Consider the following 14259-nt stretch of genomic DNA (forward strand, 5'->3'; position numbering starts at 1 on the left):
GCAAAGGTACTAATTTTAATTGATATTTTCGAAACCTTCATTGATAATTAACAAAAAATGTATATCTTTGCGGCGTTTATTATGGCTAACAACTTCTTTAGGTTCAAACAGTTCACGATCTTTCAAGATCAATGTGCCATGAAGGTGGGTACCGATGGCACATTGCTTGGAGCTTGGTCAAGGGGTGGAAAACACATCCTTGACATTGGCGCTGGTACGGGATTGCTGGCATTGATGATGGCTCAACGTTTTCCTGATGCGCAAGTTTTAGGCGTCGAGATTGATGCGCAAGCAGCCAGTCAAGCACAAGAAAATATAGTGGCATCGCCGTTTTCCAATAGAATCGCTATTACTTGCCGAGATTTCCGACAGGGTATCGATGGCGAGTTTGATGCAATAGTTTCTAATCCGCCATTTTTCGACATCTCATTAGAATCTCCAGATGCCCAACGTACTGCCGCAAGACACACTTCGTCCTTATCTTATCGCGAACTGATGACGGGAGCCTTCAGCTTGTTGTCAGCAGAGGGACATTTCTCTGTAGTTATACCTTCTGAATGCAAGTCGAAACTCGAAGCAGAGGCTTACCTTGCTGGATTCTTTACGTCGAGAGTTTGTGCTGTCAAAACATCGATCCGTAAGCCAGTGAAACGTTATCTATTGGAGTTTAGTAAAGTTGCTCTAGGACTTCAGCGTGAAGAGATTGTAATAGGTTCTGAATCATATAATGAATTGGTAAATGAATTTTACTTATGAAAGTAGCACTACTACAATTTGATTCTCAGTGGTGTAAGATTGACGAGAATATTACTCGTGCCACACAATTGATACGTGAGGAAGATGCTGACTTATATGTTCTTCCTGAAATGTGGTCAACTGGATTTATTGTTAAACCACAGGGCGTTGCAGAATCTGAATCAACTTCTACTTCATTAAAATGGATGCGTCAGATAGCATCAGAAAAGAATTGTGCAATTTGTGGTAGTTTGGCTGTATCGTTAGAAGATGGAACCTACAGAAATAGACAGTACTTTTTATCAAGTAATAGTTATGCTTTTTACGACAAAAAGCACTTGTTTTCTCATGGAAAAGAGCAACTTTTCTATCACGCAGGCGGCACTCCTGTTATCGTGGAATATCAAGGTTTTCGCTTCTTGTTGCAGACGTGCTATGACCTGAGATTCCCATGTTTCTCGCGATATGGGCGTGCTGGCGAATACGATGCTATCATTTACGTAGCCAATTGGCCTTCTTCCAGGCAGCAGGCGTGGGATATTCTACTGAAAGCTCGTGCTATAGAGAATCAATGTTATGTGATAGGCGTGAATCGTGTGGGAAGCGATGAAACATCCGTTTATGCCGGAGGAAGTGTTGTGGTTGACCCATTAGGTGTTATATTAGCTGCCAATGGGGATAAAGAAAACGTATCTTCCGCAGAGCTTTCGATGGAAAACCTACAGAAGATACGTAGTCGATTCAGGGTTCTGGAAGACCGCGACTTATTTATATATTAGTCTTACCTTGCTGGCAAGACCGCTCTTCACGGGCTTCCATTGATCATAGAGCGTCTTTTGGTAGTTGATATCAACCACGTTGATTTCCTCCATTTTGCGCCATTTCACGCCCTGTCTATCCAGTTCGCTAATGCGGTTGGCTGGCAGGTTAGTGACTTCCACACGCAGTTCGTTGCGACCAGCTTTTAGCGTTCCTTTAGTATCGAGGATAAAAGGAACGGCCCATGCACATCCAATAAACTGTCCATTGATATATACACGAGCTGATTCTCGTACGTCTCCAAGATCTATATACCAATTAGCATCTAACTGCTTCTTTTTCAGTTCAAAACTCGTGGTATAAACGCCTGTTCCCATCACGGTGCGAGTCTTTTCGTCGAGACTCTCCCAAGTTTGCAGCTTATCTAATTGATAGGTCTTATCAATATGAGGTGTCTCTTCTATAAAAGAAAGAGTCCAGCTGTTATCAATCTCAATTTCGTCTTGTTCGTCCTCGTTAGAGCAAGCATTTTCACTCACTTTAAGGGGCGTATTGAACACTTGAAGTATCATAGACTCACCACTACGCAAATTAACCTCTATGCCATCATCGTCTATGTCGGCATCTGTTATCTCGCCATTCAGCGGATTAAACCATTTCGCATCTTTGAAAGGTACGGCCAGTTTCACATCTTCTTCAACATCATTGGCAGTCAGATTGGCTATGAAATAATGATAACCATTGGCATTTCTGCGCCTAATGAGTTTCAAACCGCATGATGTCTTCATTTCCTCGGGTTGCGCAAAGTGAGCCATCTTCTGAGTATCTTCACCATAGATGACATATGGGGACAAGCGCTCCAACACCCGTTTTAATTCAGGCGTGATAGTCGTGCCGGAAGGAATGATAATGGCTTTGTAGTGCGTACCAGCTTCAGTGACTAGTTGCTGACCTTTGACAGACACCTTCGCCAGCAACTTATCGCTGATATAGTCGCAGTCATATCCAGCTTTTTCTATCGCGAGGATGCTTTGAATAAACTCAGGAGCCAGTTGTCCCATAGCATGAATAGAGAATTGCATCAATAGCTTATTGATGTTCTTCTTCCACATATCTCTGACAGGAAGATAGACAAGGAAGTCATTGTCTGGCTCACCCCACTGCAGAAAGCTCTGACATCTGGTTACATAATCCATAAAGAACGGAGCATCTCGCCAGATTGTGTTAGTGGGTGACATATCGATAGAGGCATAGAACTTCCATCCTGGCCATTCATCTTCCTTAGGCGAATAGCAGGTACCGTGAAAGAACATGTGGTTCACACCGGCGCAAAACATCAGGTCGATGTCGGGTTTCAACTGCGATAATGATGTGCGGAAATGTTCTGTCAACCAAGTAAACGTTTCACTTGAAGTAAACTTTTTTCCGCAAATGTGAGCCGCAGAGGGCGCATATTTCAACATCGAGAAGTCTGAGTCGTTCTTTCGTGTCTTGCCTGGGTCTTCTCTAAGTCCTTTGATTCCAAAGTTTGAAAGACCGAAACCCTCAATTTCGGGAATATCCACTGCTGCATAACAATCTATCAGGTTGGCAGGCGAACCGTGAGCCTGATTGCGGGTGATGGCTCCATGAGAATGTGCCCATGCTGTCCATTGATTGGTGAAGTTCTCCAGCAGTAAGTCGCCTAACGTTTCACGATAGTCAGAAAGCACCTTGGGCTCATAGGCTATCAGTTCTGGCAAATGTTCTTCCAGTTTATATCCTCTACGTTTTTCAAATTCTTCGAGTAACGAAGGTGTCCATGTGGCATCTGCTACTTCATAACTGTCGTTGAAGAATGTATGAGGGTAGGGGGTCTTTGTTCGTTCAAAGGCTTGCTCAATATGCTTCAAGTAATTAGCTACAGCTCTACGATCGAAGTGGTCAATCACCAGCCCTTCTCCGCCAGGAGCTGCACGCTTTACTTTCATAACACCATATTTTATAAATATAGCGATGACTTTATATGCGCCACGCTGTGCTTCTTGCAGCACCAACTGGTTGCTCTTCGCCTGTTGCGTAACGTCTGTGGCGGTTCCATCTGCAGCATAGAGCATCACTTTATGAAGAAAAGCATTCTTAGCATCTTTCTCTGCTGGAGTGATATCTATCAGCGTATTGCCACTTATAGCTTTCTCAACAAACACAGCTCGACAAGCGCTTTCTTTTAGTGATACCCAAGGTCCGCCGAAAGGCCAACCAGTGCCTGTTGACATGTCCAGTTCGATGCCGTTACGTTCGGCCTGTTCTTCTGTGTATCTCAGCATCTCCATCCATTTGTCAGAGAGATACGGAATATTGTTCTTCTCATTACCTTGCACACCATAAAGCGGCGTTATCTCTACAGCTCCGATGCCATGCTTTGCATATTCGTGCAGATTCCACTTTAAATTCTCCTTGTCAACAGCAGAGCCCAGCCACCACCAACGGGTGCCCGCCTTTGATTCAGCGGTTTGAGTGGGCCATGACTGTGCCATCACAGAAGCCGAAAAGAGTGTGGACAATATGATGAATGATGATTTCTTCATTAGTTTCCGTCAGGTTTGGTTAGTTCTGAGATCTTTGCTGGAGCCCACTTAAACACCTTCCAGTCGTCAGGGTGTTCAGGTGTAAAGTCTTTCCAATCACTGCGAAGATGCTGCACCAATGGCAAGTTGAGCGTTTTAATACCCATCACAACACATTTTGCCACCTCGTAAGCTCCGAAAGTGTTGAAGTGAGTATTGTCTGCCAATGCATTCGGTTGATTAGGGAAAGTATTAGCAGGGTAGTGTACCAACAGACGCTTAGAATCTTCAAAACCCATTGTCTCGAAGAGCGTCTTTGTCATACCGTTGAGATCAATCACAGGCACCTTTTCTAATTCAGCCACCATCTTCATCGCAGCAGGAAAGTCACCATGCGTATTGCGGATTGTCTTATTGTCTTTCTCAAAGAAACGGCGCTGTGTCGGAGTGCAGAAAACAATCTCTGCACCTTTGTCGCGCACCTTATCAACGAAAATTTTCAGTTGATACTGGTAGTGATACCAAGCCCCGTCACCAGCCCGTTTCTCCTTCTCGTCGTTATGACCGAACTCCACGAAGACATAGTCGCCAGCCTTCAAAGTAGAGAGAATCTTCTCCAATCGGAACGAGTCGATAAATGTGCGAGCCGTGAGTCCGCTCTCTGCATGGTTCGACACAGCAACGCCATCATCAAACCAGCGTGTAATCATCTGTCCCCACGAAGCCCATGGTTCGAAGTTTTGATCCACTACCGTTGAATTGCCACAGAGATAGATGGTTGGCACATCTGTGCGCTCAATGTGGATGCTCTTCACTGCGGGGTTAGAACCATTGACCTCAAGTGTCAGTTTGTCATCCCAAGCGAGATAGTCTTTCTCACGTTCTTTGATTTTCACGCGTCGTTTCTCGTCAATCAGAGGTGAGCGTTTGTTAACAACAAACGAGACGACACGCGTTTCTTTCGATTTACTAGTGGTGATGTTGTCCATCATGAGTCGTCTTCCCTCAGCTCTCAGGGTAGTGTTACTGTTTTTCTTTCCGCCCAGCGTCACCCTTACCAGGTAGTTGCCGTCAGGCACCTTCACACTAAAGTAGTACGGATCTGCCGCATGCTTCTTGTCAGGTGCAGGCAGAATGTCATAGCCAGAACCAGTTTCATTGCAATAAACAGGTTGTGGTTTGGACATGTCGAAATCAAATGATTGAGCTTTAGCAGCTCCTGTTGCAGAAATAAATGCTGCAATGATTGTTAAAGTGTTTAAGTAGATCTGTTTCATATTGCAAAGATACATATTATTCATTAATGGAACTAATTTTTTTCGTATTATTTAAAAATTCAAATGGATATATGGAAATATTCTTTCTTTTTGTGTATCTTTGCAGATAGTAAGAAAAAATGAGCTTTATGAAGTATTTGAGAGCATTTGTTGTTATCGGATTATTTTGTTTGCCTATAGGCCTTTGGGCACAAGCCAAATGGAACGCCCGATACCAGCAATATATCAATCAATATAAGGATGTGGCTATTGAGCAGATGCAGAAATACAAGATTCCTGCTTCTATCACGTTGGCTCAAGGCCTGTTGGAATCGGGTGCAGGCAATAGTACATTGGCAGTCAAAGCCAACAATCACTTTGGTATTAAATGCCACCATTGGACAGGGCCTACCATTTATAAAGATGATGATGCCCGAGGAGAGTGTTTCCGTGTTTATAAGAATGCTTTTGAGTCGTACGAAGATCACTCTGTGTTCTTGGTGACGGGCCAGCGCTATCGCAGCTTATTCAGTTTGAAACCCACCGACTATCAGGGGTGGGCGCGTGGTTTGAAAGCTGCTGGCTATGCCACCAATCCCGTTTATGCTGATAAGTTAATAGAGATAATTCAGATCTACAAGCTCTATCAGTATGATACCGCCCGCCACTATGATAAGTTTATGACCGAGCGAGTGAAAGATAAACCTGTTGGTGGGCAGCCTTTGCATCTCATCACCATTTTCAACAAGAACTATTACGTGATAGCTCGTCGGGGAGACACCTTCCGTTCTATTGGCGAGGAAATTGGTATTTCCTACAAGAAGATAGCACGCTATAACGAGCGCGATAAGAACGACCGCCTGCGTGAGGGTGAAATTATCTGGTTGAAGAAGAAGCAACGCCGCGCCCCGAAGGAATTCAAGCATCGCTATCATCAGGTGAAGCCCGGTGAATCAATGTATTCTATTGCTCAAGCCTATGGCATTCGCGTGAAATATCTCTATCAGATGAATGGTTTGTCCCCTGAATACAGTATTCGTGTAGGCGATAACTTAAGATTGAGATAAGACTCGATAAGATTAGACCAAATAAGACTAAATCAGAAAAAGGGAGAAAGTATCTTCCTTTTTTCGTTGTTGTTTCAAATAAACATCAGAGTTCCGGCAGCAACTTTTGCACATACGGACGTTCCCAGTCTTTTAGGTGGTAGCGCTGCTCGTCGTGCTGCAGCAAGTCCAGATCTATCCTCACGATGCCCTGCTGTCGGTCTTCGTCAGTGCGACCTATTTGCTGCTCGACGGCTTTCAGTCTACTATTTATTTGCTCTGCATCAAATGCGGATTCAAACTGCGCCAACTGGTTCAAATACTTATCCTTACGTTTCGCATTGATAGGGTCTGTAAGGAGTTCATTAGAATATTTGACATTAGAAAAAATCTGAGCGAGGCATCGTCGCGCCTCGTTCAGATTTTGTTTAGCATCATGATTAGATGCCAGTGAGATGATGACCGAATGCATCATAAAGGGAGTTTATTTCTTTCGGTTTATTTTCTTTGTGACATTGTTCTTCAACTTATCCACATAAGCATCGATAACGGCGATAGATACGATGTTCACAACGTCGCGAACCGAAGCGCCAAAGTCGATAAAGTGGATAGGTTTGTTAAGACCCATCTGGATGGGGCCGATGATCTCAACATCGGGATCGAGCTTCTGCAGCATCTTGTAAGAAGAGCGCGCAGAGGTCAGGTTGGGGAACACCAGTGTGTTGACATCCAATCCCTTCAGGCGTGTGAACGGATACTGCTCGTCGCGCAACTCCTTGTCGAGTGCAAAACCGATCTGCATCTCTCCGTCGATTGCCAAATCAGGATACATCTGCTGCATCTTCTCGGTGGCCAGACGAACCTTCTGAGGACCTTCGCTCTGCGAAGAACCAAAGTTAGAGTGTGACACCATTGAGATGACAGGCTTCTCGTTGAAGAAGCGTACGGCAGTAGACATCAGGTTGGCTATGTCTGTCAGAGCCTCTGTATCAGGATTCTCGTTCACCAGCGTATCGCCAATATAGAGTGTGCCGCGAGGCGAGTTGATGATATGCATGGTGCCAAAGTGGTTGTATTCAGGACGTATGCCAATGATTTCCTTAGCCACCTTGATTGTGTTCGAGTATTTGGTATAGAGACCTGTGATAAAGGCATCTGCCTCGCCCGTCTCAACCATCATCATACCGAAGTAGTTGCGTTCGAACATCTTATCGTTGGCCTCCTGGAAGGTGTAGCCATTTCGCTGCAACTTGTTGGTCAGTATCTTGGCATAGCGCTCGCGACGCTCCTGCTCGCGGGGATGACGAAGATTGACAATCTCGATGCCCTCCAGGTTCAGGTCCATCTCCTTTGCCATCTTTTCGATAATCTCCTCATTACCGAGCAGAATGGGCTGACAAATGCCTTCGTTATTGGCTTGGACAGCAGCCTTCAGCATGGTGGGGTGAATGGCTTCGGCAAACACGACGCGCTGAGGATGAGATGCTGCGGTGGCATAGAGCTTCTGTGTAAGTTTGGTCTCCTGTCCCAGCATTACCGATAGCGAGTTCTTATACTCGTCCCAGTCTTCAATGGTCTTGCGAGCCACACCGCTCTCGATAGCAGCCTTAGCTACGGCAGCACTAACCTCAGAGATGAGTCGTGGGTCAACGGGTTTGGGGATGAAGTAGTTGCGTCCAAACTTCAGGTTGTTCACCTTATAAACATCGTTCACAACATCGGGAACAGGCTGCTTGGCCAAGTCGGCGATAGCGTGAACGGCAGCCATTTTCATCTCCTCGTTAATAGCCGTAGCGTGAACGTCGAGTGCACCGCGGAAGATGTAGGGGAAGCCTATCACATTGTTGATCTGGTTGGGGTAGTCGGTACGGCCGGTAGCCATCAGCACATCCTTGCGTGCCTCCATTGCCTCTTCGTAGGTGATCTCGGGTGTGGGGTTAGCCAAAGCGAAAATCACGGGATCCTTAGCCATTGAGCGAACCATATCCTGTGAGAGTACGTTGCCCTTAGACAGACCAACAAAGACGTCGGCACCATTTACTGCCTCTGCCAGTGTGTGAATATCTGTGCGAGTGGTGGCGAAGAATTTCTTCTGCTCGTTCAGGTCGGTACGCTCGGTAGAGATGACACCCTTAGAGTCGAGCATCACGATGTTCTCCTTCTGAGCACCCAGTGCCATATATAACTTGGTGCATGAAATAGCAGCAGCGCCAGCACCGTTCACCACGATGCGCACCTTCTTGATGTCTTTTCCGTTCACCTCCAGTGCATTCTTAAGTCCAGCAGCCGAGATAATGGCTGTGCCGTGCTGGTCGTCGTGCATCACAGGGATGTTCAGTGTCTTCTTCAGACGGTCTTCGATGTAGAAACATTCAGGCGCCTTGATATCCTCTAGGTTGATACCGCCGAAGGTGGGTGCAATGCGTTCTACGGCTTCGCAGAATTTCTCAGGATCTTTCTCGGCCACTTCGATGTCGAACACATCAATGCCGCCATAGATTTTAAACAGCAATCCTTTACCTTCCATCACGGGTTTTCCGCTCAGCGCACCTATATCACCAAGTCCAAGTACAGCGGTACCATTTGAGATAACTGCTACCAAATTGCCTTTATCAGTGTAGCGATAGGCTGCATTGGGATCTTCCTGAATCTCTAAACAAGGGAAGGCTACGCCTGGCGAATATGCCAGCGACAGATCGGTCTGGGTGCGATAAGCTTTGGTGGGCTTTACTTCAATCTTACCAGGTCTGCCTGTCTCGTGATATTCGAGTGCAGCCTCTTTAGTAATTTTTACCATAGAACTAATACTTTAATATTTTATGTTGGAATTGAATACAAACAAAATCTTTCAAGGCGCAAAATTACTAAAATATCACGGAAAAACGTTTTATTTTATCTTTTTTTTATATCTTTGCACTCAAATTACATAAATATGCAAAGAATAAAGGGTATTTCGGAATACAGAAAGTCACTACGCGACATTGTTATTGAAGCTTCGATGAAGGCTTTTGCTCTTCATGGTGTTCGTGCGGTGAAGATGGATGATGTGGCTCAGAGTTTATCAATCTCGAAGCGCACTATCTACGAGATGTTTGGCAACAAGGAACAGTTGCTCATCGAGGTACTCAAGACGTATAAAGCAGCGAAAGAGAAAGAGCTGAATGAGAAAGCAGCCAACTGCCAGAACGTCATAGAGTTGCTGTTCTATGCATATTTCCAGAAGATAAAAACTTTCAAGAAGACAAATCCGAAATTTTATACTGACCTGGCAAAGTATCCATTGGTGATTGAATTGTTGAACCAGGACAGAGAGCAGGCGCACAACAACTACCACGACTTTCTTCGTCGTGGTATTGACGAGGGCCTCTTCCGCGAGGATTTAAACCTGGATTTGATTGCCCGTTTGCTGGATGCGGTGACATCGACGATGATGAATGGCGAACTCTATCGCCAGTATCCCATCGAAGATGTGTTTCGCAATATTGCCTTTGTCTCTATCCGTGGCATATGCACCCGCAAAGGTCTGGACCTCTTTGACAAAACGGATATTTGATCGCGGCAGATTAAAGTTTCTATAGCAGCTATTTTTAATTGAAGAAATTCCACGAGATACCGAAATGGATGACTTGGGTGTTCAGTGGATAGTGGGGGACCAAGAAGGCTTTCTTTGAAAGTGCATTGCCTGCCACATTCTGCATCATGACGAAGAAGCGGGCATGCTTCAGGTGCATGTTGGCATAGACATCCACAAAGGGGAACTCACCCAACTGCACTCTGCTGGCAGCATTCTCCTGAATGGCAAAGCTGTTCAGCTGTGGCAAGAAGTCGGGAGCTTCGTATTTTGTAAACCATGTGGCAGAGCCGCCTAATTCTACGCGCAGCACACGTGCCACCATGAATTTCACGTATAGATTTGAAAAGATGTTCAGTGTGGGTAGAGGCAGTACCTGCTTGTTGCTGGTGGTCTGATAGGTTACCACATTGTCCCAGTGCAGCGGACCCACCTTCAACTTCTGATCCAGCTGAGCCATCATCAAGTGAACATTGCCCGAGTGCTGACGGAAATTGGCGTCGAGTCCTTTCACCGCGCCATTTTCGCGGGTGTAGTTCATGCCCAGATAAGTATAGTTCTGAATCTCTTCTACAGCAACGCGCAGCGTGGTGCGCGTCTTGTCGTAGGTGAAAGCCCCCTCAATGCGCGTGCGCGTCTCCTTGTCCAGCGTGTTGTCCCACCACAAGTGCTTTGAGTGGTAGTTGCGCTGATAGAACGTAGGCGCCAGGCGATAGAAATAGCCCTTAGCCTTCAGTCGCACAGTGTCGCCAAACAGTGGGAAGTTCACATCGGCCTGTGCGTCGAACTTCAATTGTCCGGCATCCTCGCCAGCCACCCATGTCTCTGCCACCAGATCGTAGTGCAGCGTGTGGCCCTGCAATTTCTGCAGTTGTCCGCCCACCGACACATTGTGCTCAGTGAAGCGCTGCAACAGCGCATCGCTGGCTGCAGCCACATAAGGCATATCGTAGCGTCGCACCTGATGCGAGGCAAAGGCCTTGATACCAGCCGGTGCATACTTATTGAATCCCTCCATCAAAGCCAGAGCCATCGTGTTCTTCACGTCCAGATATTTCGTCTTGTCGTAGATAGAATCGCCAGGCGTACCACCGTCGTACGTATTATAAAAGGTGTTGGCATAATAGTCAGTGGGAGTTGTATTAGCCTTGAAGACGCGTTCGTGAGCATTCACCTCGGCAGTGTGTATCACGCTGGTCACAGGTACGAACTCGCGTTTCATCAGCGCATCCAGCGAGTCCTGCTGTGCCTGCAGTGCCAAGAGGCTGTCGGCCATTTGTTTCGAGTCCACACGGATGCGGGTTGTGTCAGCAGTCAGTGCCTCATGCTTGGGCATTACGGGTTCGTTGCCAGCAATCTTAGCATCATCGGGGCGCCCTGTAGGTTGTTGCGGCATAAACTGTCGGCTGTCTTCGCGTTGTTTGCGCTGCTGCTTTGACTTAGCCGCAAACTGCTGTGCCTTGATCTCCTCGTCGGTCATCTTCACCTTGCGGTAGAAGCCCAAGCTGTAGCGATGCGTCAGAAAGAGGTGGTGATGATGATTACGGTTCCAGTTGCGTTCCAGGATGGTAGGTATCTCGTTGGATGCAAACGTCTCGGTGAAGAGCTCAGGGTGCGTCACGTAGTCGTCGTTGGTGATACCCCCGTTCTCGGCGGCCTTCTGATGGTTTGTGCTGACGAGCAAGTGCAGCTGATACTGGTCGGCCAGATGCGAGAGCGAGAATGTAGCGCCCAGATGCGACGTGCTTTGATTTTGGAAGTAGCCGCGAGCGTAGGCATAGTCAATATCGAAGCCCAATCCAGTGCGTTTACCAGCATTCACGGCAAAGCGAGCGCCCAAATGATCCTCACCATTCAGCTTGTCGCCACAGTTGTCGTAGGTCAGATTGGTGATAGGCGACAACGTGTTGGTGAAGTGCCACTCGTCGGGCGACCTTAGCACCTGATCGTAGGCATCAGTAAACAGTGACTGAGTGCCCAGTTTGCGATCCATCACGATACGCGACAGCCGAGCCGTGTAGTTGTTGCCCAGCGTGTTGTACTGCCCCGTCTTGCCCATTCCCAGCGTGCTTTGCGGAAACAGATAGGGCAGGGTGTCCACCTCAGCCTTGTGGATGTCGCCAAAGCGGCGATCCAAAGTCCACACATAGATGCCCTTTGGCACCACCTTCGATTTCTTCGTAGTGTCGTTGTTGTGAGGGTTGAAGTTGCGGTTCTGTTCGTTGCGTGGCGTCACGTTTCCGTATTCGTCAATCTCGTTGTAGTCTTGCGCCCAAGTATTCAGTGATGCCGTTGCAAGGAGTGTTATGATGGATAGCTGCCTAATGCTCATTGGTGTGTAGGAGAGGGGGATGTGAGTGTGTTTTGTTCTTCGTAAAAGGGTGTGTGGCGGGTTAAAGTTTCAACAATCTCAGTGTCAGTTCCACGAACTTAAACACCGTTGCCACAATAAGAATCCAGAAGGCCACCTCGTGGTCTATCACGAAATAGAGAGCCATACCTGCCGTTGCTATCAGCATGAAGGCAATGTTCAGCCACATGCGCAAGCGTCGCATCTTGCCTGTGTCGCGAAAAGGTTCCAGATTGTGGCGTCGAGGGTGTTTTACCTGTTCTTCCATGATGTACAATTGTATGGTCTGTTGCGTCCTAATTATAATTATTTCTTCAGCTGCTTCGCGATGGTGCTAAACAGGTAGTCCTTGCGGTCGATGGTCTTCTTGCGGAATTTGCCGCTGACGCGTGCCAGCTTGTTCTGCTTCTTGTTCAGCCCGTAGCGATCGGTGATCCACTCCTCAGCCTTGTAGGTCAGGGGCGTGCGCTCTTCATCATAAATATAGAAGATGCGATTCATCGACAGATGAACTTCGCCGTCGTTGCATTCTGCCACCAGGTTGTAGTACAGGCGGGTGCGATCCAGAATCAGGGGCTTGTTTTTGAACACCAGCCACTCCTGGTAGGCGCCCACCACCAATCCATTCTCGGGGTCAGTGGTCGAGATATTGCTGTTTTCCAGCTGTTCGGGAGCCTTGGTCATAGCCGTCATCAGCTTCTGCATCTCGTCAAACAGCTGGGCGCGACTTTTGCCCGGCACCTTGATGGTGGTTTCAAACACCACGCGTCCATCCTTTTCGGGCACTGCGCCCACCAAGTATTTTGCATCGATGGCGGCCTTTTCGCTGGGCGTCGTCTGTTCCCATGTGTTGTCTTGAGCCTGCACGTTGGCTGTCATTGCCAGCGCCAGTGTTATTGCTGTGAAAATTTGTTTCATCTCTGCGTTAATCTTGTTTTTGTTTGTTTACGGCGACAAAATTACAATTAATTTCCCATATAACCAAATCTATTCTGCGTGTTTCCTTTGTTAACATGAAAAAAGCGACCCTTTTACGGGGCCGCTTTATAAAAGATTGAGGTATTCCTGTTAAACTACTTGCACTCCAAGGGGATGACTTACCCCCCTCCCTCGGGAGGGTCGGGGAGGGGTTGTTGGGTTGTGTTGTTTTCTCCCCTCCCATGTAGGGGAGGGGTCGGGGGTGGGGTCAGTGTTGTTCTAACTGCCAATGGAGTTACAGACCCCACCTCTTCTTGCGTCCCTTCGGTAGCAAGCGAGCAGAGCTCGAGCGGAAGGGAGGGGAGTGCCTACGTAGAAAATCTGCGGAATATTGTTTAGTTACAGACCCCACCCCTGCCCCTCCCCTTGAAGGGAGGGGAGTTCAGCGGATGATAGGGGTTAGTCCTCATTCTCCCCCTGACTCGCGGTCTCAATTCCTGCCAACTCCTTCACGTTTAGGAGCGAGGCACGCTTCTTCAGTGACTTCGACGTCAGGTCGTTCAAGTCCATGCGACTGGGCTGGAAACGCAGGTATATTCCGCGCATGTTGGACGCCAGGTTGAACTCCTCCTCAGAGTCGGCACCCGTGGTGTGCGTAGAGAGATAGAACGTACCCAGGTCGCCAAACTGCACCTTCTTACCCTCCATCAGCTGCTCCAGGATACAGGACTGCAACTTGTTGGCAACGCCCAGGCAGACATCGGTGCCATACACCGAGTTGTGTTCCGCCATGTGCTTGCACAGCTCAGGGTAGGTCATGGTCTTCAGCGATACGATGCGGGCATAGACCTTGCCGAACATCTTTGAGTTTCTCATCTGGTTGACATAAGTTTTGTAAAGTACAGGCATAGTGTTAAGGTATTAAATGGTTAAAGTTAATTGTGATTTTGCCGAGGATTTCGTTTGGTGGCCCCATTCGTCCCGTTTGCCGGCATTAAACGCTCCGTTTGGCGCCTCCATCCTCCGTTCCTCAAATGTATCGCAAAGGTACTAAATAAATGCGAGGTGTGCAAATATA

12 protein-coding genes are annotated in these 14259 nt (G+C 47.3%); 4 read left to right on the forward strand and 8 right to left on the reverse strand.

Features of this window, described 5'->3' with window-relative positions:
* The first annotated feature begins 57 nt into the window (after positions 1–57).
* Both T433_RS0111315 and T433_RS0111320 read left to right on the forward strand, forming a co-directional pair.
* On the forward strand, positions 58–756 hold the full coding sequence (locus tag T433_RS0111315; RefSeq protein WP_248616521.1) for a tRNA1(Val) (adenine(37)-N6)-methyltransferase: 699 nt from the start codon (positions 58–60) through the stop codon (positions 754–756).
* The gene (locus T433_RS0111320; RefSeq protein ID WP_027455876.1) at positions 753–1514 is read left to right on the forward strand and encodes a nitrilase-related carbon-nitrogen hydrolase; all 762 of its coding nucleotides are present in this window, start codon (positions 753–755) and stop codon (positions 1512–1514) included. Before T433_RS0111315 ends, T433_RS0111320 begins: the two co-directional genes overlap by 4 nt.
* Here the strand turns inward: T433_RS0111320 and T433_RS0111325 are convergent.
* Both T433_RS0111325 and T433_RS0111330 read right to left on the reverse strand, forming a co-directional pair.
* Entirely contained in the window at positions 1500–4061 is a 2562-nt protein-coding gene (locus tag T433_RS0111325) for a glycosyl hydrolase (protein WP_027455877.1), read from the reverse strand. The two genes, T433_RS0111320 and T433_RS0111325, sit on opposite strands and share 15 nt — an antisense overlap.
* Entirely contained in the window at positions 4061–5317 is a 1257-nt protein-coding gene (locus T433_RS0111330) for a rhamnogalacturonan acetylesterase (protein ID WP_027455878.1), read from the reverse strand. The genes T433_RS0111325 and T433_RS0111330 overlap by 1 nt, the downstream gene beginning before the upstream one ends.
* A gap of 128 nt (positions 5318–5445) precedes the next feature.
* On the opposite strand from T433_RS0111330, the gene T433_RS0111335 reads away from it, so the two are divergent.
* Entirely contained in the window at positions 5446–6363 is a 918-nt protein-coding gene (locus tag T433_RS0111335) for a glucosaminidase domain-containing protein (RefSeq protein ID WP_044109796.1), read from the forward strand.
* A gap of 85 nt (positions 6364–6448) precedes the next feature.
* Here the strand turns inward: T433_RS0111335 and T433_RS0111340 are convergent, their stop codons facing one another.
* Positions 6449–6817, reverse strand: a complete 369-nt coding sequence (locus T433_RS0111340) for a 2-amino-4-hydroxy-6-hydroxymethyldihydropteridine diphosphokinase (protein ID WP_027455880.1) — start codon at positions 6815–6817, stop codon at positions 6449–6451.
* A 9-nt stretch (positions 6818–6826) separates the two neighbouring features.
* Positions 6827–9139 carry an NADP-dependent malic enzyme gene (locus T433_RS0111345; protein WP_027455881.1) on the reverse strand — a complete coding sequence of 771 codons (2313 nt, stop codon included), beginning with the start codon at positions 9137–9139 and terminating at the stop codon, positions 6827–6829.
* A 135-nt stretch (positions 9140–9274) separates the two neighbouring features.
* Between T433_RS0111345 and T433_RS0111350 the strand changes: the two genes are divergently transcribed.
* Positions 9275–9895 carry a TetR/AcrR family transcriptional regulator gene (locus tag T433_RS0111350; protein ID WP_027449683.1) on the forward strand — a complete coding sequence of 207 codons (621 nt, stop codon included), beginning with the start codon at positions 9275–9277 and terminating at the stop codon, positions 9893–9895.
* 34 nt (positions 9896–9929) lie between these two features.
* Here the strand turns inward: T433_RS0111350 and T433_RS0111355 are convergent, their stop codons facing one another.
* The 4 genes from T433_RS0111355 to T433_RS0111370 all read right to left on the reverse strand — a co-directional run bounded on the left by T433_RS0111355 (position 9930) and on the right by T433_RS0111370 (position 14090).
* Positions 9930–12245, reverse strand: a complete 2316-nt coding sequence (locus T433_RS0111355) for a putative porin (RefSeq protein ID WP_044109799.1) — start codon at positions 12243–12245, stop codon at positions 9930–9932.
* A 61-nt stretch (positions 12246–12306) separates the two neighbouring features.
* Positions 12307–12531 (reverse strand): hypothetical protein, encoded by a 225-nt coding sequence (locus T433_RS0111360; RefSeq protein ID WP_027449685.1) that lies wholly within the window; start codon positions 12529–12531, stop codon positions 12307–12309.
* 38 nt (positions 12532–12569) lie between these two features.
* Positions 12570–13181 (reverse strand): DUF4468 domain-containing protein, encoded by a 612-nt coding sequence (locus T433_RS15285; RefSeq protein ID WP_081778479.1) that lies wholly within the window; start codon positions 13179–13181, stop codon positions 12570–12572.
* Between the two features lie 459 nt (positions 13182–13640).
* Positions 13641–14090, reverse strand: a complete 450-nt coding sequence (locus T433_RS0111370) for an HU family DNA-binding protein (RefSeq protein WP_155808489.1) — start codon at positions 14088–14090, stop codon at positions 13641–13643.
* Between the last annotated feature and the right edge of the window lie 169 nt (positions 14091–14259).

Origin of the sequence: Xylanibacter brevis ATCC 19188, assembly GCF_000621725.1 — a bacterium.
GTDB classification, from domain to species: domain Bacteria; phylum Bacteroidota; class Bacteroidia; order Bacteroidales; family Bacteroidaceae; genus Prevotella; species Prevotella brevis.

What these genes read in the sequence shown, in the direction of transcription:
- T433_RS0111320 (WP_027455876.1), top strand. Translation starts at nt 753, where the DNA reads ATGAAAGTAGCACTACTACAATTTGATTCTCAGTGGTGTAAGATTGAC.
- T433_RS0111360 (WP_027449685.1), bottom strand. Translation starts at nt 12,531, where the DNA reads ATGGAAGAACAGGTAAAACACCCTCGACGCCACAATCTGGAACCTTTT.
- T433_RS0111370 (WP_155808489.1), bottom strand. Translation starts at nt 14,090, where the DNA reads ATGCCTGTACTTTACAAAACTTATGTCAACCAGATGAGAAACTCAAAG.
- T433_RS0111315 (WP_248616521.1), top strand. Translation starts at nt 58, where the DNA reads ATGTATATCTTTGCGGCGTTTATTATGGCTAACAACTTCTTTAGGTTC.
- T433_RS0111330 (WP_027455878.1), bottom strand. Translation starts at nt 5,317, where the DNA reads ATGAAACAGATCTACTTAAACACTTTAACAATCATTGCAGCATTTATT.
- T433_RS0111325 (WP_027455877.1), bottom strand. Translation starts at nt 4,061, where the DNA reads ATGAAGAAATCATCATTCATCATATTGTCCACACTCTTTTCGGCTTCT.
- T433_RS0111345 (WP_027455881.1), bottom strand. Translation starts at nt 9,139, where the DNA reads ATGGTAAAAATTACTAAAGAGGCTGCACTCGAATATCACGAGACAGGC.
- T433_RS15285 (WP_081778479.1), bottom strand. Translation starts at nt 13,181, where the DNA reads ATGAAACAAATTTTCACAGCAATAACACTGGCGCTGGCAATGACAGCC.
- T433_RS0111350 (WP_027449683.1), top strand. Translation starts at nt 9,275, where the DNA reads ATGCAAAGAATAAAGGGTATTTCGGAATACAGAAAGTCACTACGCGAC.
- T433_RS0111340 (WP_027455880.1), bottom strand. Translation starts at nt 6,817, where the DNA reads ATGATGCATTCGGTCATCATCTCACTGGCATCTAATCATGATGCTAAA.
- T433_RS0111355 (WP_044109799.1), bottom strand. Translation starts at nt 12,245, where the DNA reads ATGAGCATTAGGCAGCTATCCATCATAACACTCCTTGCAACGGCATCA.
- T433_RS0111335 (WP_044109796.1), top strand. Translation starts at nt 5,446, where the DNA reads ATGAAGTATTTGAGAGCATTTGTTGTTATCGGATTATTTTGTTTGCCT.